This window comes from Clostridium puniceum (genome assembly GCF_002006345.1).
GTDB lineage: Bacteria > Bacillota > Clostridia > Clostridiales > Clostridiaceae > Clostridium > Clostridium puniceum.
The window spans coordinates 83,162-100,072 of the sequence record NZ_LZZM01000201.1; the positions used below are offsets into that span (position 1 = coordinate 83,162).

At 28.6% G+C, this 16,911-nt stretch carries 14 protein-coding genes; all 14 read right to left on the reverse strand.

Going from position 1 to position 16,911, the window contains the following annotated elements:
- Positions 1-173: 173 nt before the first annotated feature.
- Entirely contained in the window at positions 174-1,046 is an 873-nt protein-coding gene (pyrF, locus tag CLPUN_RS20010) for an orotidine-5'-phosphate decarboxylase (protein ID WP_077849000.1), read from the reverse strand.
- Positions 1,047-1,197: 151 nt separating this feature from the next.
- Positions 1,198-2,406, reverse strand: a complete 1,209-nt coding sequence (locus CLPUN_RS20015) for a dihydroorotase (RefSeq protein WP_077849001.1) — start codon at positions 2,404-2,406, stop codon at positions 1,198-1,200.
- 88 nt (positions 2,407-2,494) lie between these two features.
- Positions 2,495-2,926 (reverse strand): aspartate carbamoyltransferase regulatory subunit, encoded by a 432-nt coding sequence (locus tag CLPUN_RS20020; protein ID WP_077849002.1) that lies wholly within the window; start codon positions 2,924-2,926, stop codon positions 2,495-2,497.
- A complete protein-coding gene (gene pyrB / locus CLPUN_RS20025) occupies positions 2,927-3,853 on the reverse strand; it encodes an aspartate carbamoyltransferase (RefSeq protein ID WP_077849003.1) in 927 nt (308 codons plus the stop codon).
- Between the two features lie 271 nt (positions 3,854-4,124).
- On the reverse strand, positions 4,125-4,901 hold the full coding sequence (locus tag CLPUN_RS20030; protein ID WP_077849004.1) for a serine hydrolase: 777 nt from the start codon (positions 4,899-4,901) through the stop codon (positions 4,125-4,127).
- 88 nt (positions 4,902-4,989) lie between these two features.
- Positions 4,990-6,087: a 6-phosphofructokinase gene (locus tag CLPUN_RS20035; protein ID WP_077849005.1), complete on the reverse strand. Its 1,098-nt coding sequence runs from the start codon at positions 6,085-6,087 to the stop codon at positions 4,990-4,992.
- Positions 6,088-6,544: 457 nt separating this feature from the next.
- Positions 6,545-7,399, reverse strand: coding sequence for an undecaprenyl-diphosphate phosphatase (locus CLPUN_RS20040; RefSeq protein WP_077849006.1), 855 nt, complete (start codon positions 7,397-7,399; stop codon positions 6,545-6,547).
- A 317-nt stretch (positions 7,400-7,716) separates the two neighbouring features.
- Positions 7,717-8,694 (reverse strand): type I phosphomannose isomerase catalytic subunit, encoded by a 978-nt coding sequence (locus CLPUN_RS20045; RefSeq protein ID WP_077849007.1) that lies wholly within the window; start codon positions 8,692-8,694, stop codon positions 7,717-7,719.
- Between the two features lie 28 nt (positions 8,695-8,722).
- Entirely contained in the window at positions 8,723-10,528 is a 1,806-nt protein-coding gene (locus CLPUN_RS20050) for a tetratricopeptide repeat protein (RefSeq protein ID WP_077849008.1), read from the reverse strand.
- A gap of 183 nt (positions 10,529-10,711) precedes the next feature.
- Positions 10,712-11,590: an ROK family protein gene (locus CLPUN_RS20055; protein ID WP_077849009.1), complete on the reverse strand. Its 879-nt coding sequence runs from the start codon at positions 11,588-11,590 to the stop codon at positions 10,712-10,714.
- Between the two features lie 221 nt (positions 11,591-11,811).
- On the reverse strand, positions 11,812-14,484 hold the full coding sequence (mngB, locus tag CLPUN_RS20060; protein ID WP_077849032.1) for a mannosylglycerate hydrolase: 2,673 nt from the start codon (positions 14,482-14,484) through the stop codon (positions 11,812-11,814).
- Between the two features lie 121 nt (positions 14,485-14,605).
- On the reverse strand, positions 14,606-15,718 hold the full coding sequence (locus tag CLPUN_RS20065; RefSeq protein ID WP_077849010.1) for a PTS fructose transporter subunit IIC: 1,113 nt from the start codon (positions 15,716-15,718) through the stop codon (positions 14,606-14,608).
- A gap of 164 nt (positions 15,719-15,882) precedes the next feature.
- Positions 15,883-16,194, reverse strand: coding sequence for a PTS fructose transporter subunit IIB (locus tag CLPUN_RS20070; protein WP_077849011.1), 312 nt, complete (start codon positions 16,192-16,194; stop codon positions 15,883-15,885).
- Between the two features lie 2 nt (positions 16,195-16,196).
- On the reverse strand, positions 16,197-16,646 hold the full coding sequence (locus CLPUN_RS20075) for a PTS sugar transporter subunit IIA (protein ID WP_077849012.1): 450 nt from the start codon (positions 16,644-16,646) through the stop codon (positions 16,197-16,199).
- Positions 16,647-16,911 lie beyond the last annotated feature (265 nt).

Below are 16,911 nucleotides of genomic sequence, written 5' to 3' on the forward strand. Positions count from 1 at the left end.
GCATTTTATAGTTAGTTTCTCAAACTTATTCAGCCAATGAATATAAGTCAAGCTTACTTTTTTAATTATTATTTACTCTCTTAACTCACATTTAAAACAAGTTATTATATTCTCAAAAAGAATATTTATGTTTTAGAACTTTAAAATTTTTGTTCTTATCAGAAATTTTTCTATCAATTAAGCTTTTTTACTGCTTCTCTAATTGCATCTCTCATTCTTACAGCTTCTTCTCTAGCGCACACAGCAAATTCTTCTGGTTTGTTTTCTTTCTTGTAAGCAAGCAATATTCCTCTTGAAGAATTAACTACTCCACCATTTCCATTATTTAAATATAAAGCAACATCTTCTGCTTTTCCACCTTGTGCTCCGTACCCTGGAATTAAGAAAAACATATTTTTATAGTTTGCTCTTATTTTCTTGCCTTCTTCAACATGAGTACATCCCATAACTCCACCTATTGCTGTGTATCCACATTCTCCCGTAAAGTTTTTACCCATTTCACTTATTTTATCAGCTACTACTTCATAAATCTTTTTATTTGCAGTATCTAAATATTCTATGTCTTCAGCTCCTGGATTTGATGTTCTAACTAAGCTGAACACTCCCTTATTGCCTTTTTCTAAATAAGGTAAATATGGTTGTATGCTATCCATTCCCATATATGGACTTAAAGTTATAAAATCTGCTTCGAAATCTCCTTTAAAATGAGCTTTTGCATACATTGCTGCTGTTGCTGATATATCTCCTCTTTTTATGTCTGCTATTATTATTTCATCTTTTTCTCTTAAATAATCTAAAGTCTTTTTATAAGCTGTTAAACCTTCTAGGCCTAATGCTTCATAATACGCAATTTGAACCTTAAAACAAGCAGATACATCATGAGTTGCATCTATGATTTGTTTATTAAATTCAAATATTGCTTCACCTGGAGTTCTGTCCTTCTTTATGTGATCAGGTACATAGTCTAGTGCTGTATCTAATCCAACACAAACAACGCCTCTATCTTCAACTCTTTTATATAATTTATCAATTATGTAGCTTATCATTTTAAATCCTCCTTTAATTCAGTTATGAGTTAAGAGTTTTGGAGAAAATATATTATAAAAAATACCCTAGGAAAAATGAAAATCCAAAAGTGATGCTCCAAATTTTACGTTTGGTAAATAGAACTTTATCTTTGAGTTTTCATATTAACTCTTAATTATTAACTTTTAACTGATATTTAACTTTTCCACCTTTAATCGTGGCAAGCACTTCTCCATAAAATTCCATACCCTCAAACGGTGTGTTTTTGCCTTTTGATGCAAATTCTTTTGGATTAATTTTTACTTTTTTATCAATATCTATTAAAACAAAATCTCCATCTATTCCAACGCTAATCTTTCCTTTATTCATATCTAAAAGTTTAGCTGGATTATAAGACATAAGTTCACTTAATTTATTTAAAGAAATATTATTTTCCTTAACTAACTTTGTATAACAAATTGAAAATGCTGTTTCAATCCCCACCATTCCTGGTGAGCCTTTTTGTTTTTCTTCTGCTGTATGTGGTGCATGATCTGTTCCTATAGTATCAACCATTCCTAATTTTATAGCTTCTATTATAGCTTCCACATCTTCTTTTTCTCTTATTGGAGGATTTACTCTATAATCATTTATATCTCTTGTAAGACCTATATGATGTGGTGTAATTTCTAGTGTAATATTAGCCCCCTCCATCTTTCCATCAATAATATATTTTATAGCTTCCTTCGTACTAACATGACACATATGAAGTCTTACTTTACTTAATTTAGCTAATTCAACATCTCTGAGTGTCATCATATTTTCAGCTATTCTCATATCTACCTTTGAAAATTCAGGGCTTTCTGCATGAGACATTATAATCCAATTATTTTTCTCTGCAATCTTCATAGCTTCACGCATTGTATTTGAATTAGATACTCCAACTCCATCATCTGAAATAGCCTTGATTTCATTGTCAGTTGCAAGATCTTCTAAATGGCTTAAGGTTATTCCATCAAAGTTCTTTGTAATAGATATGCATTGATGAATATCTATTAAATTAAATTCTTTTGATTTATTTCTTACATATTCTAAAGTTTCCTTTGATGAGCATATAGGATTAGTGTTTGCCATTAAACACACTCCTGTATAACCACCTTTAAGTGCTGCCAGAGAACCAGTTTCAATATCTTCCTTCCAAGTAAGACCTGGATCTCTAAAATGAGCATGAGTATCTATAAATGCAGGCATTAAAACCTTACCCTTGCAGTCAAATACTTCTATATTATCTTTATTTATTTCTTTACCTATTTCTTCTATAAATCCATTTTTAATATATATGTTACCTACAAAATCCTGAGTTACATCTATAATTCTTGCATTTTTAATTAACAGTTCCATATAACACCTCTACTTTCCTTCACAACAATACAATATATAATTAAAAATTTTGATAATGTTATGATTGAATATCTTTAATTAGTAACTATTAAAGCTCTGAAAGCTTTGTTATTTCATCACAATATTCACATCTATATCTTCCCGTTTCTTTTTCAACTAAAACAAATGAATGTGGAACATACTCTTCTTGACTTGTTATACAGCTTGGATTTTTGCATTTTATAATATTTTCCACCTTCTTAGGAAGTGTTGGTGTTACCTTATTAACTATTTTCTCATCCTTCACTTCGCATATGGTTATTGTTGGTGAAAGCAAACCTAATACAGTGTAATCAAGGTTATCACAATTCTCTATCTTTATTATGTCCTTTTTTCCTAGCTTCTTACTATCTGCATTAATTATAAGGGCAACACTATATTCTTTAGCATCTAATCCTAAGTAATTAAATATCTTAACGCCTACGCCTGCTTGAATATGATCTATTACTATTCCATTTTTTATACTTGTTATCTCTAACATTTACATCACCCCTAAAAGTTTAATCATTAATGCCATTCTGACATACATTCCATATTCAGCTTGTTTGAAATACGAAGCTCTGCTGTCTTCATCTACCTCATATGCTATTTCATTTACTCTTGGAAGTGGATGCATTACTATCATATCATCTTTCGCCATATCCATTTTAACTTTATCTAATATGTAGCTGTCTCTAAGTCTTAAATATTCTTCCTCATTGAAAAATCTTTCTTTTTGAACTCTAGTCATATATAAAATATCTAATGTTTCAATTACATCTTCTAATTTTTCAACTTCTTTATATTCAATATTATTTTTTTCTAAAATTTCTTCTCTTATATATTGTGGCACAGCAAGTTCCTTTGGCGATATTAGTACAAATTTATTTTCCTTATATCTTGACATTGCTTTTATAAGCGAATGTACTGTTCTACCAAATTTTAAATCTCCACAAATTCCAATTGTATGATTATTTAATCCATTCTTTAAGCTTGTTATTGTAAGTAAATCTGCTAAAGTTTGAGTTGGATGTTGATGTCCTCCATCACCCGCATTGATTATTGGAACATTTGAATAAATACTTGCAACTTTTGCAGCACCTTCTTTAGGATGTCTCATAGTTATAATATCTGAGTATATTGATACCATTTTAATTGTATCTGCTAAAGTTTCACCTTTTGAAATTGATGTTGAATTTGGTTCTGAGAAACCAAGAATTTTCCCCCCAAGTCTCATCATTGCTGCTTCAAAACTCAATCTAGTTCTTGTACTCGGCTCATAAAATAAAGTTGCTAAAATCTTCCCGTCACATATGTGGGAAAACTCTTCTGGATATGCCATTATTTGATGTGCTAAATTAAATATGTCATCTAACTCCTCTATTGTAAAATCCATAGGCTCTATTAGATGTCTAATGTCTTTTTTCATTTTATCATCACTCCTTGTTAACCTCTCTGTGTTAATTTAAAGGGAGAACTTCATATAATAATATATAATAAAAAAGCTTCCTTTAAATAAAGGAAGGCATAATAATCCTAAATATTATGGTATTATATAACTTCCTTATTGACTTCTCTGAATCAAATTAAAGGTTATTCTTTTTGTAAGAATAACATTTCTTTCATGTTGTGTCAATAAAAATAATGAAATATATATTATTAAAAATAACCCCTAGAAAACTAGGAGTTATTAAATAAACTTAAAAATTATTCATTATGCTATCCCACATCATCTTACCACACTTTGCAAGAGTTACTGTTCCATATACACTATTAGGAATTCCCATTGAAAGAACAGTAAATGAGAATGAACCTTTGGGAAGATGAATTAATGCTGTATCATTTTCAACATTAGCCTTATCCCCCGTTTTACTTGAGATTTCATATTTTAAATCATCTGGTATATAAAGAGCTAATTTATTCTTCATTTGCTGTCTTTGTAATATATCCATAAGCATTGTGCTATTTTTCTCATTTAAAAAACTTGAATTGTATAAATGCTTCCATACTTTTGATAAATCTAAAGCACTTGTTATATTTTCAATTCCACTACTTACCGCTCTTTCATCTGATGTCTTTCTATTTAATTTAGTATTTTTTAATCCTTGAGCTTCTAGATCTTCATTTATAGTATCTATTCCAACTATATCTATAAGCTTATTAGCAGCCGTATTATCACTTTGTATAAGCATTGCAACTAATAATTCAAATATAGTATATTCCCTATTATCAAATTCATGTAATATACCTGTTCCATAAACTTTATCTTCTTCTTCAATCTTTATCTTATCTAAAAATGAACCCTTTTCATTTTCAACATGCTTTATTACAGATACTGCTATAGGAAGCTTCATACATCCAGCACTTGTCATCTGTACATTTTCATTATATCCAAAACTAAAACCACTTTCTAAATCTTCAAAGAAAAATGCATATGTTCCTATTCTAGATTCTAAATACCTTTTAATTTCTTTCATAATACCCACCACTTTCTAAAATACTCTTAATGTCATTAGGTATCTTATAAGTACCAATTTCTTTATTATTGTACTCATATTAAGCTAGTTAATCAGCAAATGATATACCTATTTTCTTTGCTATAGTTACTAATTCTCCATTTGGATCTACTTTTTTATTGTTTCCAATTACATTTTCTAAACTATCATAAGTAATGTCATTACCTTTTAAGCATACCATACTGCCAAATTTACCTTCATTTATAAGTTCTACAGCAGCAACTCCATATCTTGTTGATAATATTCTGTCAAATGTACATGTAGTTCCACCTCTTTGAATGTGACCAAGTACTGTGCATCTAACTTCTCTTTCCTTAACTATTTTTTCTAAATCCGCTGCTATCTTATTACCAATTCCACCAAGTCTAATAGGATCTGGACTATCAGCTACTATTTTAGCTACCATAACTTCGCCATTTTTAGGTTTTGCACCTTCTGCAGCAACAATTATAGTAAATAATTTTCCATTCTTTTTTCTTTCTTCTATTTTTTCTGCAATTTTATTTATATCATATGGAATTTCTGGCAATAAAATAACACTAGCAGAACCTGCTATTCCTGATTCTAAAGCTATAAATCCTGCATTTCTTCCCATAACTTCAAGAATCATAATTCTATGATGAGATTCTGCAGTTGTGTGTAATCTATCTAAAGCTTCTGTTGCTACCTCAAGTGATGTATTAAACCCAAACGTTATATCCGTTGATCCCAAATCATTATCTATAGTTTTTGGAACCCCTATTACATTAACTCCTTTTCTTGCAAAATCTCTAGCAGATGTTAATGTACCATCTCCTCCAATTACTATTAAAACGTCTACACCTTCTTTTTTAAGATTTTCAACTGCTATATCAGATACATCTTTTTTAATATTTACACCGTTTTCCTCTACTGCATAATCAAATAAATTATCCTTATTTGAACTATAAAGTATAGTTCCTCCTTTTGACAAAAGACCTGATACAGTTGATAAATTTAATGGAATAAAATCATTGTTATATAATCCTCTATATCCAAATTTATATCCAATAACTTCATAGCCATAATTTAATATTGCTGATTTTGTTACAGCTCTTATTACTGCATTTAACCCTGGACAGTCTCCTCCTCCAGTTAATAAAGCTATCTTTTTAATACCATTGGTCATTTCTAAATCCCCCTATACCATAATCTTCATTTGAAAATAGTAGGAAAGTAAATTATCATTATTTTCTGACTATTTACTTAATAATATCACAAACTTTAATTTATGAAAAGTATTAATTTACAATATATTCTTTTTCTTACGAAATAATTGAAATTCATTTATTTCAGATTTATCTCCTCTTTTTATTTTTTATTCTCAACTATATTTTAATTACATAACTTCTAATTAATCAGCTAAATTAAAGTCCTGTACTTTAAATAATGACCTATGTTTTATGTATGAAAATCTACAAATATTTCAATTACAAATCTATATAGAATCAATCACGCAAGTACAAATTTTATAAAAAAATCCTTTTGAAACATGTATATTCATAATTAAAATAAAAATAGAATGCTTCAAAACATTAATCAAAACTTTACAATTAATATTTTTAAACCATTCCATTTTTTATATTCTATATTTTTAATAAACCAAATGACATAAGTATAGCAAATACTATACCAGCACCTATTCTATATACTGCAAATACTCTCATAGGTCTCTTCTTTAAATATGAAACAAACTTTTCCATGACAACTATTGATACTACAAAAGCTACAATAAATCCTACTATTAATGCAATCCAAAGTGTTGCATTCATGCCGCTCAAGTCAAATTCTAACAAGTCCTTTGCTGATGCTGCTACCATAGCTGGAATAGCTAAGAAAAATGAAAATTCGGCAGCTACAGGTGTTGAAAGACCAGCAATCCATCCTCCCATAATAGTTGAAGCACTTCTTGACATTCCAGGCCATACTGAAAGTACTTGGAATGCACCTACTTTTAATGCTTGAATTGGGGTTATACTATCTAAATTTCTAACAGCATGCTTTTTATTCTTTCTAAACTTATTTTCTATCACTATGAGTAAAATACCACCAACTATAAATCCTATTACTACCATTTGAGGATTAAACAAGCTTTTTATTTGCTTATAAAATATCACTCCTACAATTCCCATTGGAATACATCCAATTAGAACATTTATACCAAAATTAAATCCAGTTTTTCCTTCCTTACCTTTTGTAAATATATAAGTAAAGAATTCTATTACACTATCCTTTATCTTTTTCCAATATAAATATACTACAGCAAGTATTGCTCCAAGTTGAATTACAACTTCAAACATCTTAACAAAGTCACCTTCAAACTTAATTATGCTTGATGCCAATATCATATGTCCTGTAGAAGAAACTGGAATAAATTCTGTAAGTCCTTCAATTATAGCTATTATAATAGCTTTTATTATAAATAAAATGTCTATTCCCATTAAAATTCACTCTCTTTCATTATTTATATAGTTACCTGTAAAATTATTCAATTATTTTTTAATCATGCTCTTTATTTTAAACTAATTTAATCTTTTTCATATTTAATTATCTTTCAATTTCATTACAATTTTGAAAGATTACATTATTTTCTAGTTTTATTTTATTAACCTATAAGCTACTTACTAAAACAACACATCCATAAGAAGTTTGTCCTTTTAATCTTGCTAAAATGATTTGTAACTTCTAATCAGTATAAATAATTTTCAATCTGTATCAATAATGAAGGAGCAACTTTTTAGTTCCTCCTCCATTATTTCTATTTTTCTATTATGCTAAGTACATCTTTTTCTTCATTTTTTAAATTAGGTACATAGCTTTTTAATAGTGTAAAATTACCTATTAGTTCATAATGACCAAGAGCTGCTGGAATGAAAATACTATCTCCCATAAGTATTTTTTCTTCACCGCCATTATATTTTATAATACCATTACCTTCAACACAGGTAAACAAGTAAAATCTCTCTTTATTACTCTTCTCTTTTGCATATGTATTAATTTTATATTTTTGTATTGTAAAATATTCTCCTAAACAAAGGTATGTTTTATCATATCCTTCTTTTTGCATCAATATTCCTTTTGAATTTTCTCCTTTAAGAGAAAAATCTATTACTTCTAATGCTTTTTCTACATGTATTTCTCTGCCTCTATTGTAATCATAAACTCTATATGTTGTATCACTATTTTGTTGAATTTCAGCTATTAAAACTCCTTCACATATAGCATGAACAAGTCCACTTTGAACATAGAAAAAATCACCTTTTTTAACTGGAATCTTATTTAAATATTGATCTAAATTTCCTTCACTAATTGCTTTTCTAAATGTTTCTTTATCACAATCTTTTGTCCCAACTATTAATGAAGCACCTTCTTCAGCATCAACTACATACCAAGCTTCTGTCTTTCCAGAATCTTTTTCAACTCTATTAGCGTATTCATCATTAGGATGAACTTGAACTGAAAGCTTATCTTGCGCAGTTATTAATTTAATTAAAAGCGGAAATTCTTTTGTATCTATTTCTGCTCCTAAAAGATCTGTGCCATAAAGTTTTATAATTTCATCAAAAGTTTTACCTTTTAATTCACCATTTTTAACTTTACCAGTTCCATTTTTATGACAAGCTATATCCCAGCTTTCACCTATTACTCCTTTTGGAACATTATCTCTAAACCTCTGTAAATCTTTTCCTCCCCATATTCTTTCATAATACAAATTTTCAAATTTAATTGGATACATAATTATCCCCCTTTAATAGTAAAATAAATTAATAGAATAGTTTAAGATCAGGTACCTTTAGTGTTGCTCCATTTCTCTTATTATACGCCTTAGACAATTCTTTAACTCTATTATAATTTTCAGTTATTATTTCTCTATCCTCTGTACTTGTTTCTTTAGTCATTCCATCATATGCAGCTTTTAAGTTTACCATACCTCTATCTATGTCTCCATCAACAGATATATAATAACATCCTGCATTGTTTAAAGTTAAAATATCATTTTTATCAATTGAATATGCCTTTCTTATTTCTTTTAATGCTTCATCATTTTTGTCTTTATTTAAATATACAGTTCCAAGAGCTCTATGATATTTAGGATCTTTATCATTAATAACTGTGCTTTTCTTTAATAATTCTATAGCATCATCCGGCTTTTGATTATTAAGGTTTATCAATGCCATATTATAATATATTTCAGGATCATTAGGTTTTATTCTAGCTGCTAAATCATAGTAATATAAAGCTCTTGAAGTATTTTTTATTGTATTACCATAATATTCAGCTATTTTAATCATAATATTATAATTAAATGGTTCTTTATATAAAGCAGTTCTAAAATATGGTTCAGCTTCTTCACTTTTATTCTGTTTAGTCAATATTTCAGGTATCAAAAATCCATAGTTATCTGGATAATCTTTATTCATAACTATACTTTTAACACAATCCTTAAAAGCTTCAGCGTATTTTTGATTATTATAAGCTTGCCATGCTGCAGCATGATATCCTATAAATGATTTAGGATCATCCTTTATCACCTCGTCTAGAACATCTTTTGCTTTTTCTATTTCTCCCATATTTTGATACATGTTGGCTTTAATAAGCATTAAGTTTACATTTCCAACATCTTCATCGTCTAACTTTTCAATCAATTCATCAGCTTTTTCTGCTGAATCCTTACTCATAGAATAAATTTTTGCCATCCACATTTTATATACAAGTTCATTAGGTTCTTTGCCTTCAAATTTAGAAATTCTATCTACAATATCTGTTTTGTTATAATCTGTAATTTGCGCTATAACATCAAATACCTTCACTTCATTTTTATCTTTATACCAAGCATCTTTTAACAAAGCAAATCCTTCATCAAAGTCATCAACTAACATATTCATTCTAGCTATAACAGCTAAATCACTTGCTGATTCATTATCTATCTGATAAATATCAACTATTTCTTTTGCTTTATCCTTCTTACCATTTACCAAATAAATAGTAGTCATTGTTCGTAGTAAGTTCTTATCTGTTGGATATTTTCTTAAGAATACTTCTCCATATTCTAAAGATTTTTTATATTCACCATTCATAAGTGTTGTAAATACTATCAAATTCATCAGCTCTTTATCTTTAGCTTCAAGGTTCTCATCTTTTTCCTTGTCCTTATCTTTTTTAGTATCTACAAGCTTATTCCTAGCTTCATAAACTTTTTCAATAAGCTCATTTGATTTTGCAAATTCACCCTTAACAGAATAAATTTCTGCAATTTTCATATTCCATATTGGCCAATCTTTTTCGCTTTCCTGCATTTTTGTATATTCTGCAACTGCTATATCATACTTTTTATTATAAAAAGCTGTTTCTGCTGAATTAGCCGCTATAGATGCTTCTACTTCCTTTTTCCCCATAAGAGATTTTAAAGTTGCAGTAATTCCTACTGATATGCTTAAACAAAGAATCATTGTTATAACTGGAATAAAATATTTATTCTTTTTTAAAGTGGTTATACTTTTTTTAACTTGTTCTCGCTCAAAAATTGCATGAATTAAATGATTTATATATTCTTTAACTGGTTTTTCCATGAATAAATCACACCTTACTTTTCTTATGAGTTTATACCTAAACTCTATTCTACCAAAGTTTGATACAAAAATCTACATTTTACATGATATTCCAGTATTAAAAATAACATTTAAACAAATATTTTCTCAAATAATTATATTCTTTCCCAAAACAATCTAGCCGCAAATTTCTCAGTATTTATATTAGAGCATTGCCGCTCCAATTAAACCTGCGTCATCTCCCATTTTTGCTATTCGTATATTTACTATTTCTGAATTTGAAACTTTTGTTTTAACACACTTAATGATTTTAGGTAATAGATAAGTATTATATATTAGTACGGCACCTCCAATAACTATAATTTCCGGATCTACTACTGTAATAACATTTGCAATACCTATAGATATATTTTCTATCCAATTATCTATTATACTAACTGCTTTTCTATCATTATTTTTATAATAATCAAATACTTCTTTTGTTGTTAATGTGCTTCCATAAATATTTGATGCTATTCTTGCTATATTTATTCCACTACATTGGCTCTCTAATCCACCTTTATTTAAGTCTGAATGACTATACTTATCTTCATTTATAATCATATTATGTATTTCTCCAGCTTGGTCATGAGCTCCATTGACAATTTTTCCATTCATAATTAAAGCTCCACCAACACCAGTAGAAACAGTTACATAAAATGATGATATATATCCTTTAGCACTTCCAAATAAATTTTCTGCAAGACCTGCTACATTTGCATCATTATTTACTTTAACAGGTTTATTTAGTTTTTTATTTAAATATTCTGCTACATTAAAATTTTCCCATCCCTTTAAATTAGGAGGATTAATTATTTTCCCTATTTTTAAATTCAATGGTCCTGGTGCTCCTACTCCTACTTTATCAATATCAAAATCTTTCCATACTGTTTTAATATGATTAACTAACTTATCTAAATTATAACATCCTCCTTTTGACACTTCATTTTCAGTTTTAAAATGTTCTATTACATCTCCATACTTTGAAATAATAGCCGCCCTTAAATTTGTTCCTCCAATATCAATTCCAATTAAATATCCCATTATTAATTTCCTCCTTGTATAATTTAAGCTTATATTTAATTATATTAAAAGGTTGAACATTATTACTATTCAACCTTTTAACTTCATTATTTTTATTAAAATTTTTATTATATATGTTCTAAAAAATTTTGTTCATTAAGATTTAATTTCTATATTAGAGTGATTAGATAAGACAACCAACTAAATTATGAACTTTCTTAATTAGAACTTATATATTTAAATTATTTTATTATTATAGTTTGTACCTTACAATGACTTAATGGCTTAGGATTTATGCTGTTATTCTTTATTGAAATCTCATTCTCAGCTAAATAACTTTCATCGAGCATTGCATAATAAGATTTTTCATATTCTTTATTAAATACAATATCTCCTACCGTCTTATGATTTTTCATTGGATTAAATATTCTAATTACTAAACCTGTTCCATCTTCTTGCTTTTTAATTGAACTTAAAGCAAAATTTTCATTCTCAAATTTAAGTAAACTATAACTATTTTCATATATTTTTTTCTCATCTCTAAATGCAAATATCATTCTTCCATTTAAGAAATCAGCATACTCATATACTTGAATTGGAGCCAAATATTTTTTTGCTAAATTAGCAATATTAGCTTTATCAAATTCATCATTATAAATATATACACCAAAGCTAAATTTTAATTTTCCTAGTAATTGCGCATTGGGAGTTTCTACTATTTTTTCTCCTGAAGCTCTGCCTGGTCTGTACAATAAATTTTCTCTTCCCATATGACTAAAACTTCTAAATAATGTTAGTGCTATAGTATCAAATTGTTCTCCAACTATTTGATATTCTCTAACTCCATCTGTTATTACTGCTAAACCTCTTTCTCCATTTTCTAATGTAACAAAGCTTTGCATTGGTTCTATAGTTATTGGTTTTTCTTGCCACAACTCTTCATTTGATTCCCAAAGCTTTATGTCTTCTTCTAATACAGTTTTTCTGCTTATCACACCAAATTGTTGGTCTGCAATTGATAATTTAGATGCAATTTCAGTATTAAATAATACTCTCACTCTATGAGATAATGCTTTATTATCAATCTCTATATTAAACTTTATTATATTTTGATCATTATCTAATGAAATTCTAATTTCTACAGGCATATCTACAGATATATTTCTATTAGCTCTCTCTTCTAAAGATGCCGGTACTCTCATAGAATAGTTTAGCACTAATTCTTCTTGTATTTCAGATTTTAAAACTTTAGCTTCTGATTTCGATAATAAAGAAGATACTATTAAGTCTTTTCTTGGAGGTGAATAGTTATATGAATCTCCGTCGTCTCCATTTTCTTCAAGTATAGCTTGCTTTGAATAAAGTTTATTAGATTCCTTATCTAAAATATCAATAGTTCCATTTTCATTAGCATAAATTTTATAATACTTATTTTCTATTAGATTTGCTTTCTCTTCTTTAAGTGAAAGCTTATTTTCCTTATTTAACTCAAATACTATCTGGCAATATCCTACAGGTGGTATGTCCTCAGCCTTAAGTGCTATTTTAGCTCTATATACCTTACTTGGAATATAAATTTTCTTGCTTGGATTTAATCTTATGGTTTGAGTTAAAACATAATCACTTATATCTTCTTTTGACTTTATTACGTATTTAAGTTCTTTTCCTTCTTTATTTTTAATTATAAAATCTTCTTCTGGAATAAAAGCTTGAAATTCAACTACTTCTGTTCTCTCCTTAGGAAAAGCATTAAATAATGTCAATGTAATTTCTTCATTATTATTTTTAATCTTAGTTGATATTAATCTCATGTGAAGATCTAATAAATTTGTTGATAAATCTCTAGCCTGCTTATATCTCATATAAACATCTTCATTAGTTGTATCACTATTACATGATCCAATACTGTCATGAGCAGCATTTTCAAACATTAACTTCCATATATCTTTCATAGTTGTATGAGGATAGTCGTTTCCTAGGGAATAACTCATAGCTAAAATTGGTTCAACTACATTTACTATATAGTTTTCTAAATAGTTATTCATAATCTTTAAATCTGATCTTGATGAGAAAATTGATTTATGAATTCTCATATGTTTTCCATTAACAAATTCTCCTTGAAGTTCTTTAAAATCGCTTCTTTCTGCTTTAATACTTTTAATATAATTTTCTATACTGCTAATAATATATTCATTCTCTTCATCTATAGCATTTGCTTTTTTTAATATCTCTGGAAGGTTAGTTCTTATTGGAGCCTGATCAAAACCATTTGGTAGATATACGTTATTAGTACTTGCTTTTTCCTTAAGTTTTCCTATCTGTTCCTTTAAATATTCTTTTAAATCTTCTTCATCTTCTGGAATATTACCACCGCAATAATATCCAAAAGGAATTTGCACTGCAAATGCTACTGTTCCATCTGAACCTTTCCAATTAAACTCTGTTGAATCAACCATATCATCTGAAACACCTCTCCAAAATAGAGAATCTTTTATTGCAAATCCACTATATATCTGTGGCATTTGAGCTGATTGGCCAAAAGAATCTGGAACATATCCAACTTTCATATAACTTCCAAATTCTTTACATCTTTCAATTCCATAATACAAGTTTCTAACTATTGATTCACCTGATATAACAAGTTGATCTGTTTGTGTGTACCAAGGTCCAATTACTAATTTACCCTTTTTAACCAATGACTTTATTCTTTCTTCATCATTTGGCATCCATTTTAAATAATCATCAAGCAATGACGCTTGAGCATCAATCATAAAATATTTAAATTCTTCATTACTTTCCAGAGTATCTAAAACATCTTTAAAATCTTTCATTAAATATATCTTTGATCTTGAAGTTGTAAAATACCACTCTCTATCCCAATGGCTATGTGGCACAACATGAACTTTATTTTTCATAATTATATCAGTTCCTTTCTTGAGGCTCAAAATGTCATGAAAGTGTTTCCTTCAGACTTTCCTCCTATAAAGTGAGGCATCTCAAATCTCTAGCGTAAAATTTGAGATAGCCTCCTATTTTTTATTCCATTTCTAAAATTATTTCCTCATTATCATCATCATTATTATTTGATATTTGTCCTTTATCATTAAAGTCAACTAGTGTTGTTGATAATATTGCAATTATAAATGAACCAACTAATATACCAACTAAATATGCCCACCCAGTACCTACTGAAATAAATCCATACAATCCACCAATTGGAGGCATTATAGCATGTGCGCCCAATAATGCTGTAAGACCAGCTCCTACTGCACAACCTAACATATTAACAGGAATTAATTTTAGTGGATTACATAATGTATATGGAATTGCTCCTTCTGTAATCCCTATGAAGCCCATAATCAAATTACCTTTTCCTGCTTCTCTAAAAGATTCTGAAAATCTTGATTTTCTCATGAATGTGGCAATACCATATGCTAATGGAGGTATAACTATTGCACAGTTAATTAAAATTGCTGGTAAATAAACCCCTTCTGTAAGCAATACATTTCCAGCCATCCATGCGGCTTTATTTACTGGTCCTCCTAAATCAAATCCAATCATTGCACCTAAAATAACAGCCAATATAACAACATTGGTTCCATTTGCCGTCATAGCCTTAATCCATTCAATAAGAGCTGTATTTATAGATGCTAAAGGCCCTGATAGTATTACTCCCATTAAAATAGCAATTGTTCCAACAGTAATAAGTGGTAGGATTATAAGCGGTACCATTGAAGCTGCCGCTCCAGTAATTTGCACTTTTTCTTTTATATACTTAGCAACATATCCTGCTACAAAACCAGCTATAACTGCACCTAAAAAACCTGCCTTTGTATTACTTGCAATTAGACCTCCAATAAATCCTGCTGCCATAGCTGGTTTTTCACCAATTGAATAAGCTATAAATCCACCTAGTATAGTATTAACCATACCAACTCCTACCCAGCCTGATTGTTCTATTAAATATAATATATTATAAATTCCAGTTGCATCCTTATATGGTCCAAAATCTGTTATACCAACAGCTAATCCTATAAGTTTTGGAACCGCGACTACTAATGATGCTCCTATAATTAGTGGTAACATATATGAAATACCAGTCATTAAATGGCCTTTTAATTCTTGAAGTAATGAATTACTTTTTTTCATACTAAAAACCTCCGATATACTTTATTTATAAATTGTTAAAATATTTGATTATAAACTTTTTATTATATGTTTTAAATGATATAATACTTATGAAAGATTTTTTATATATACTTATTTTTAATAAGTATATGGATAATCTCGTTCTTGCCGGAATGAGATTATTTTTATTTTGCAAGAGCTTCAATACATTTGGTTAAAACTGCTTCTGGCTGCTTAAGTGCAACGCCAATCTTTACTTTTATTACTTTTTTCCCTTCAAATCTCTCCATACCATCAATATGTTGATCTGAAGCAATTAGTACAAAATCTGCTTCTTTTGCTTCCTCTGGAGTTATTCCATTTACTCTTCCCATAATTCCTTGTTGTTCAACCTTAATTTCATGTCCCAGCTTTTTTCCAGCTTCAGTTAATGCCTTAGCCGCCATAGGTGTATGAGCTAATCCAGCTGGACACGATGTAACTGCTACAATTTTCATTTTTATTCCTCCTCCATTTTTTTTGATATATATTTTATTAAACTGTTCTTGTCCTCTGAAGATATTATTTCTTTTTTAAAGTCATCTTCCATTAAACAAGTAGCAAGTTTTGATAACATCATTAAATGCACATTATTTTCATTCTGTTCTGGTACCATTAGACTAAATATATACCTTACCTTGCTGCCATCTAAGGTTTCCCATTTTAATTCTTTTTTGGTCGTAATATAAAATATAGAAGGTTTAATAACATTTGAACTTTTAGCATGCGGAATTGCAAATCCATCCTGTATACCTGTTGAGTAATCTGTTTCCCTGGCTAAAAGATCTTTAAAGACTCCCTCCTCATTTTTAGCTATCCCATTTTCTACAGCTTTTTTTGCTAAAAACTTTAATACATCATTTTTTGTGTCTATTTCTACATTTAAAAATACATTTTTTTCATCTAACATTATAAACTCATCTCTTTTCTATTTGAAATTGATTACACTTTTAATATAAATCATTTCCATAAAAAACTACACATATAATATTTCCACTTTAAAGTGGAAGTTATTGCACTAAATTTTAGCTTTACCACAAGTGGTATTTGTATTATTATATTAAATAATATGGTCGAAATTTGAAACAATATCTATTTTATTTTCTTTAATACTCCTAACTTATAGTCTAATTTCAACCTTATTTTTATTTATATGACTAAATATGTAAACTATA

What these genes read in the sequence shown, in the direction of transcription:
- pyrF (WP_077849000.1), bottom strand. Translation starts at nt 1,046, where the DNA reads ATGATAAGCTACATAATTGATAAATTATATAAAAGAGTTGAAGATAGA.
- CLPUN_RS20050 (WP_077849008.1), bottom strand. Translation starts at nt 10,528, where the DNA reads ATGGAAAAACCAGTTAAAGAATATATAAATCATTTAATTCATGCAATT.
- CLPUN_RS20030 (WP_077849004.1), bottom strand. Translation starts at nt 4,901, where the DNA reads ATGAAAGAAATTAAAAGGTATTTAGAATCTAGAATAGGAACATATGCA.
- CLPUN_RS20045 (WP_077849007.1), bottom strand. Translation starts at nt 8,694, where the DNA reads ATGTATCCAATTAAATTTGAAAATTTGTATTATGAAAGAATATGGGGA.
- CLPUN_RS20070 (WP_077849011.1), bottom strand. Translation starts at nt 16,194, where the DNA reads ATGAAAATTGTAGCAGTTACATCGTGTCCAGCTGGATTAGCTCATACA.
- CLPUN_RS20065 (WP_077849010.1), bottom strand. Translation starts at nt 15,718, where the DNA reads ATGAAAAAAAGTAATTCATTACTTCAAGAATTAAAAGGCCATTTAATG.
- mngB (WP_077849032.1), bottom strand. Translation starts at nt 14,484, where the DNA reads ATGAAAAATAAAGTTCATGTTGTGCCACATAGCCATTGGGATAGAGAG.
- CLPUN_RS20035 (WP_077849005.1), bottom strand. Translation starts at nt 6,087, where the DNA reads ATGACCAATGGTATTAAAAAGATAGCTTTATTAACTGGAGGAGGAGAC.
- CLPUN_RS20055 (WP_077849009.1), bottom strand. Translation starts at nt 11,590, where the DNA reads ATGGGATATTTAATTGGAATTGATATTGGAGGAACAAATTTAAGGGCG.
- CLPUN_RS20020 (WP_077849002.1), bottom strand. Translation starts at nt 2,926, where the DNA reads ATGTTAGAGATAACAAGTATAAAAAATGGAATAGTAATAGATCATATT.
- CLPUN_RS20075 (WP_077849012.1), bottom strand. Translation starts at nt 16,646, where the DNA reads ATGTTAGATGAAAAAAATGTATTTTTAAATGTAGAAATAGACACAAAA.
- CLPUN_RS20040 (WP_077849006.1), bottom strand. Translation starts at nt 7,399, where the DNA reads ATGGGAATAGACATTTTATTTATAATAAAAGCTATTATAATAGCTATA.
- CLPUN_RS20015 (WP_077849001.1), bottom strand. Translation starts at nt 2,406, where the DNA reads ATGGAACTGTTAATTAAAAATGCAAGAATTATAGATGTAACTCAGGAT.
- pyrB (WP_077849003.1), bottom strand. Translation starts at nt 3,853, where the DNA reads ATGAAAAAAGACATTAGACATCTAATAGAGCCTATGGATTTTACAATA.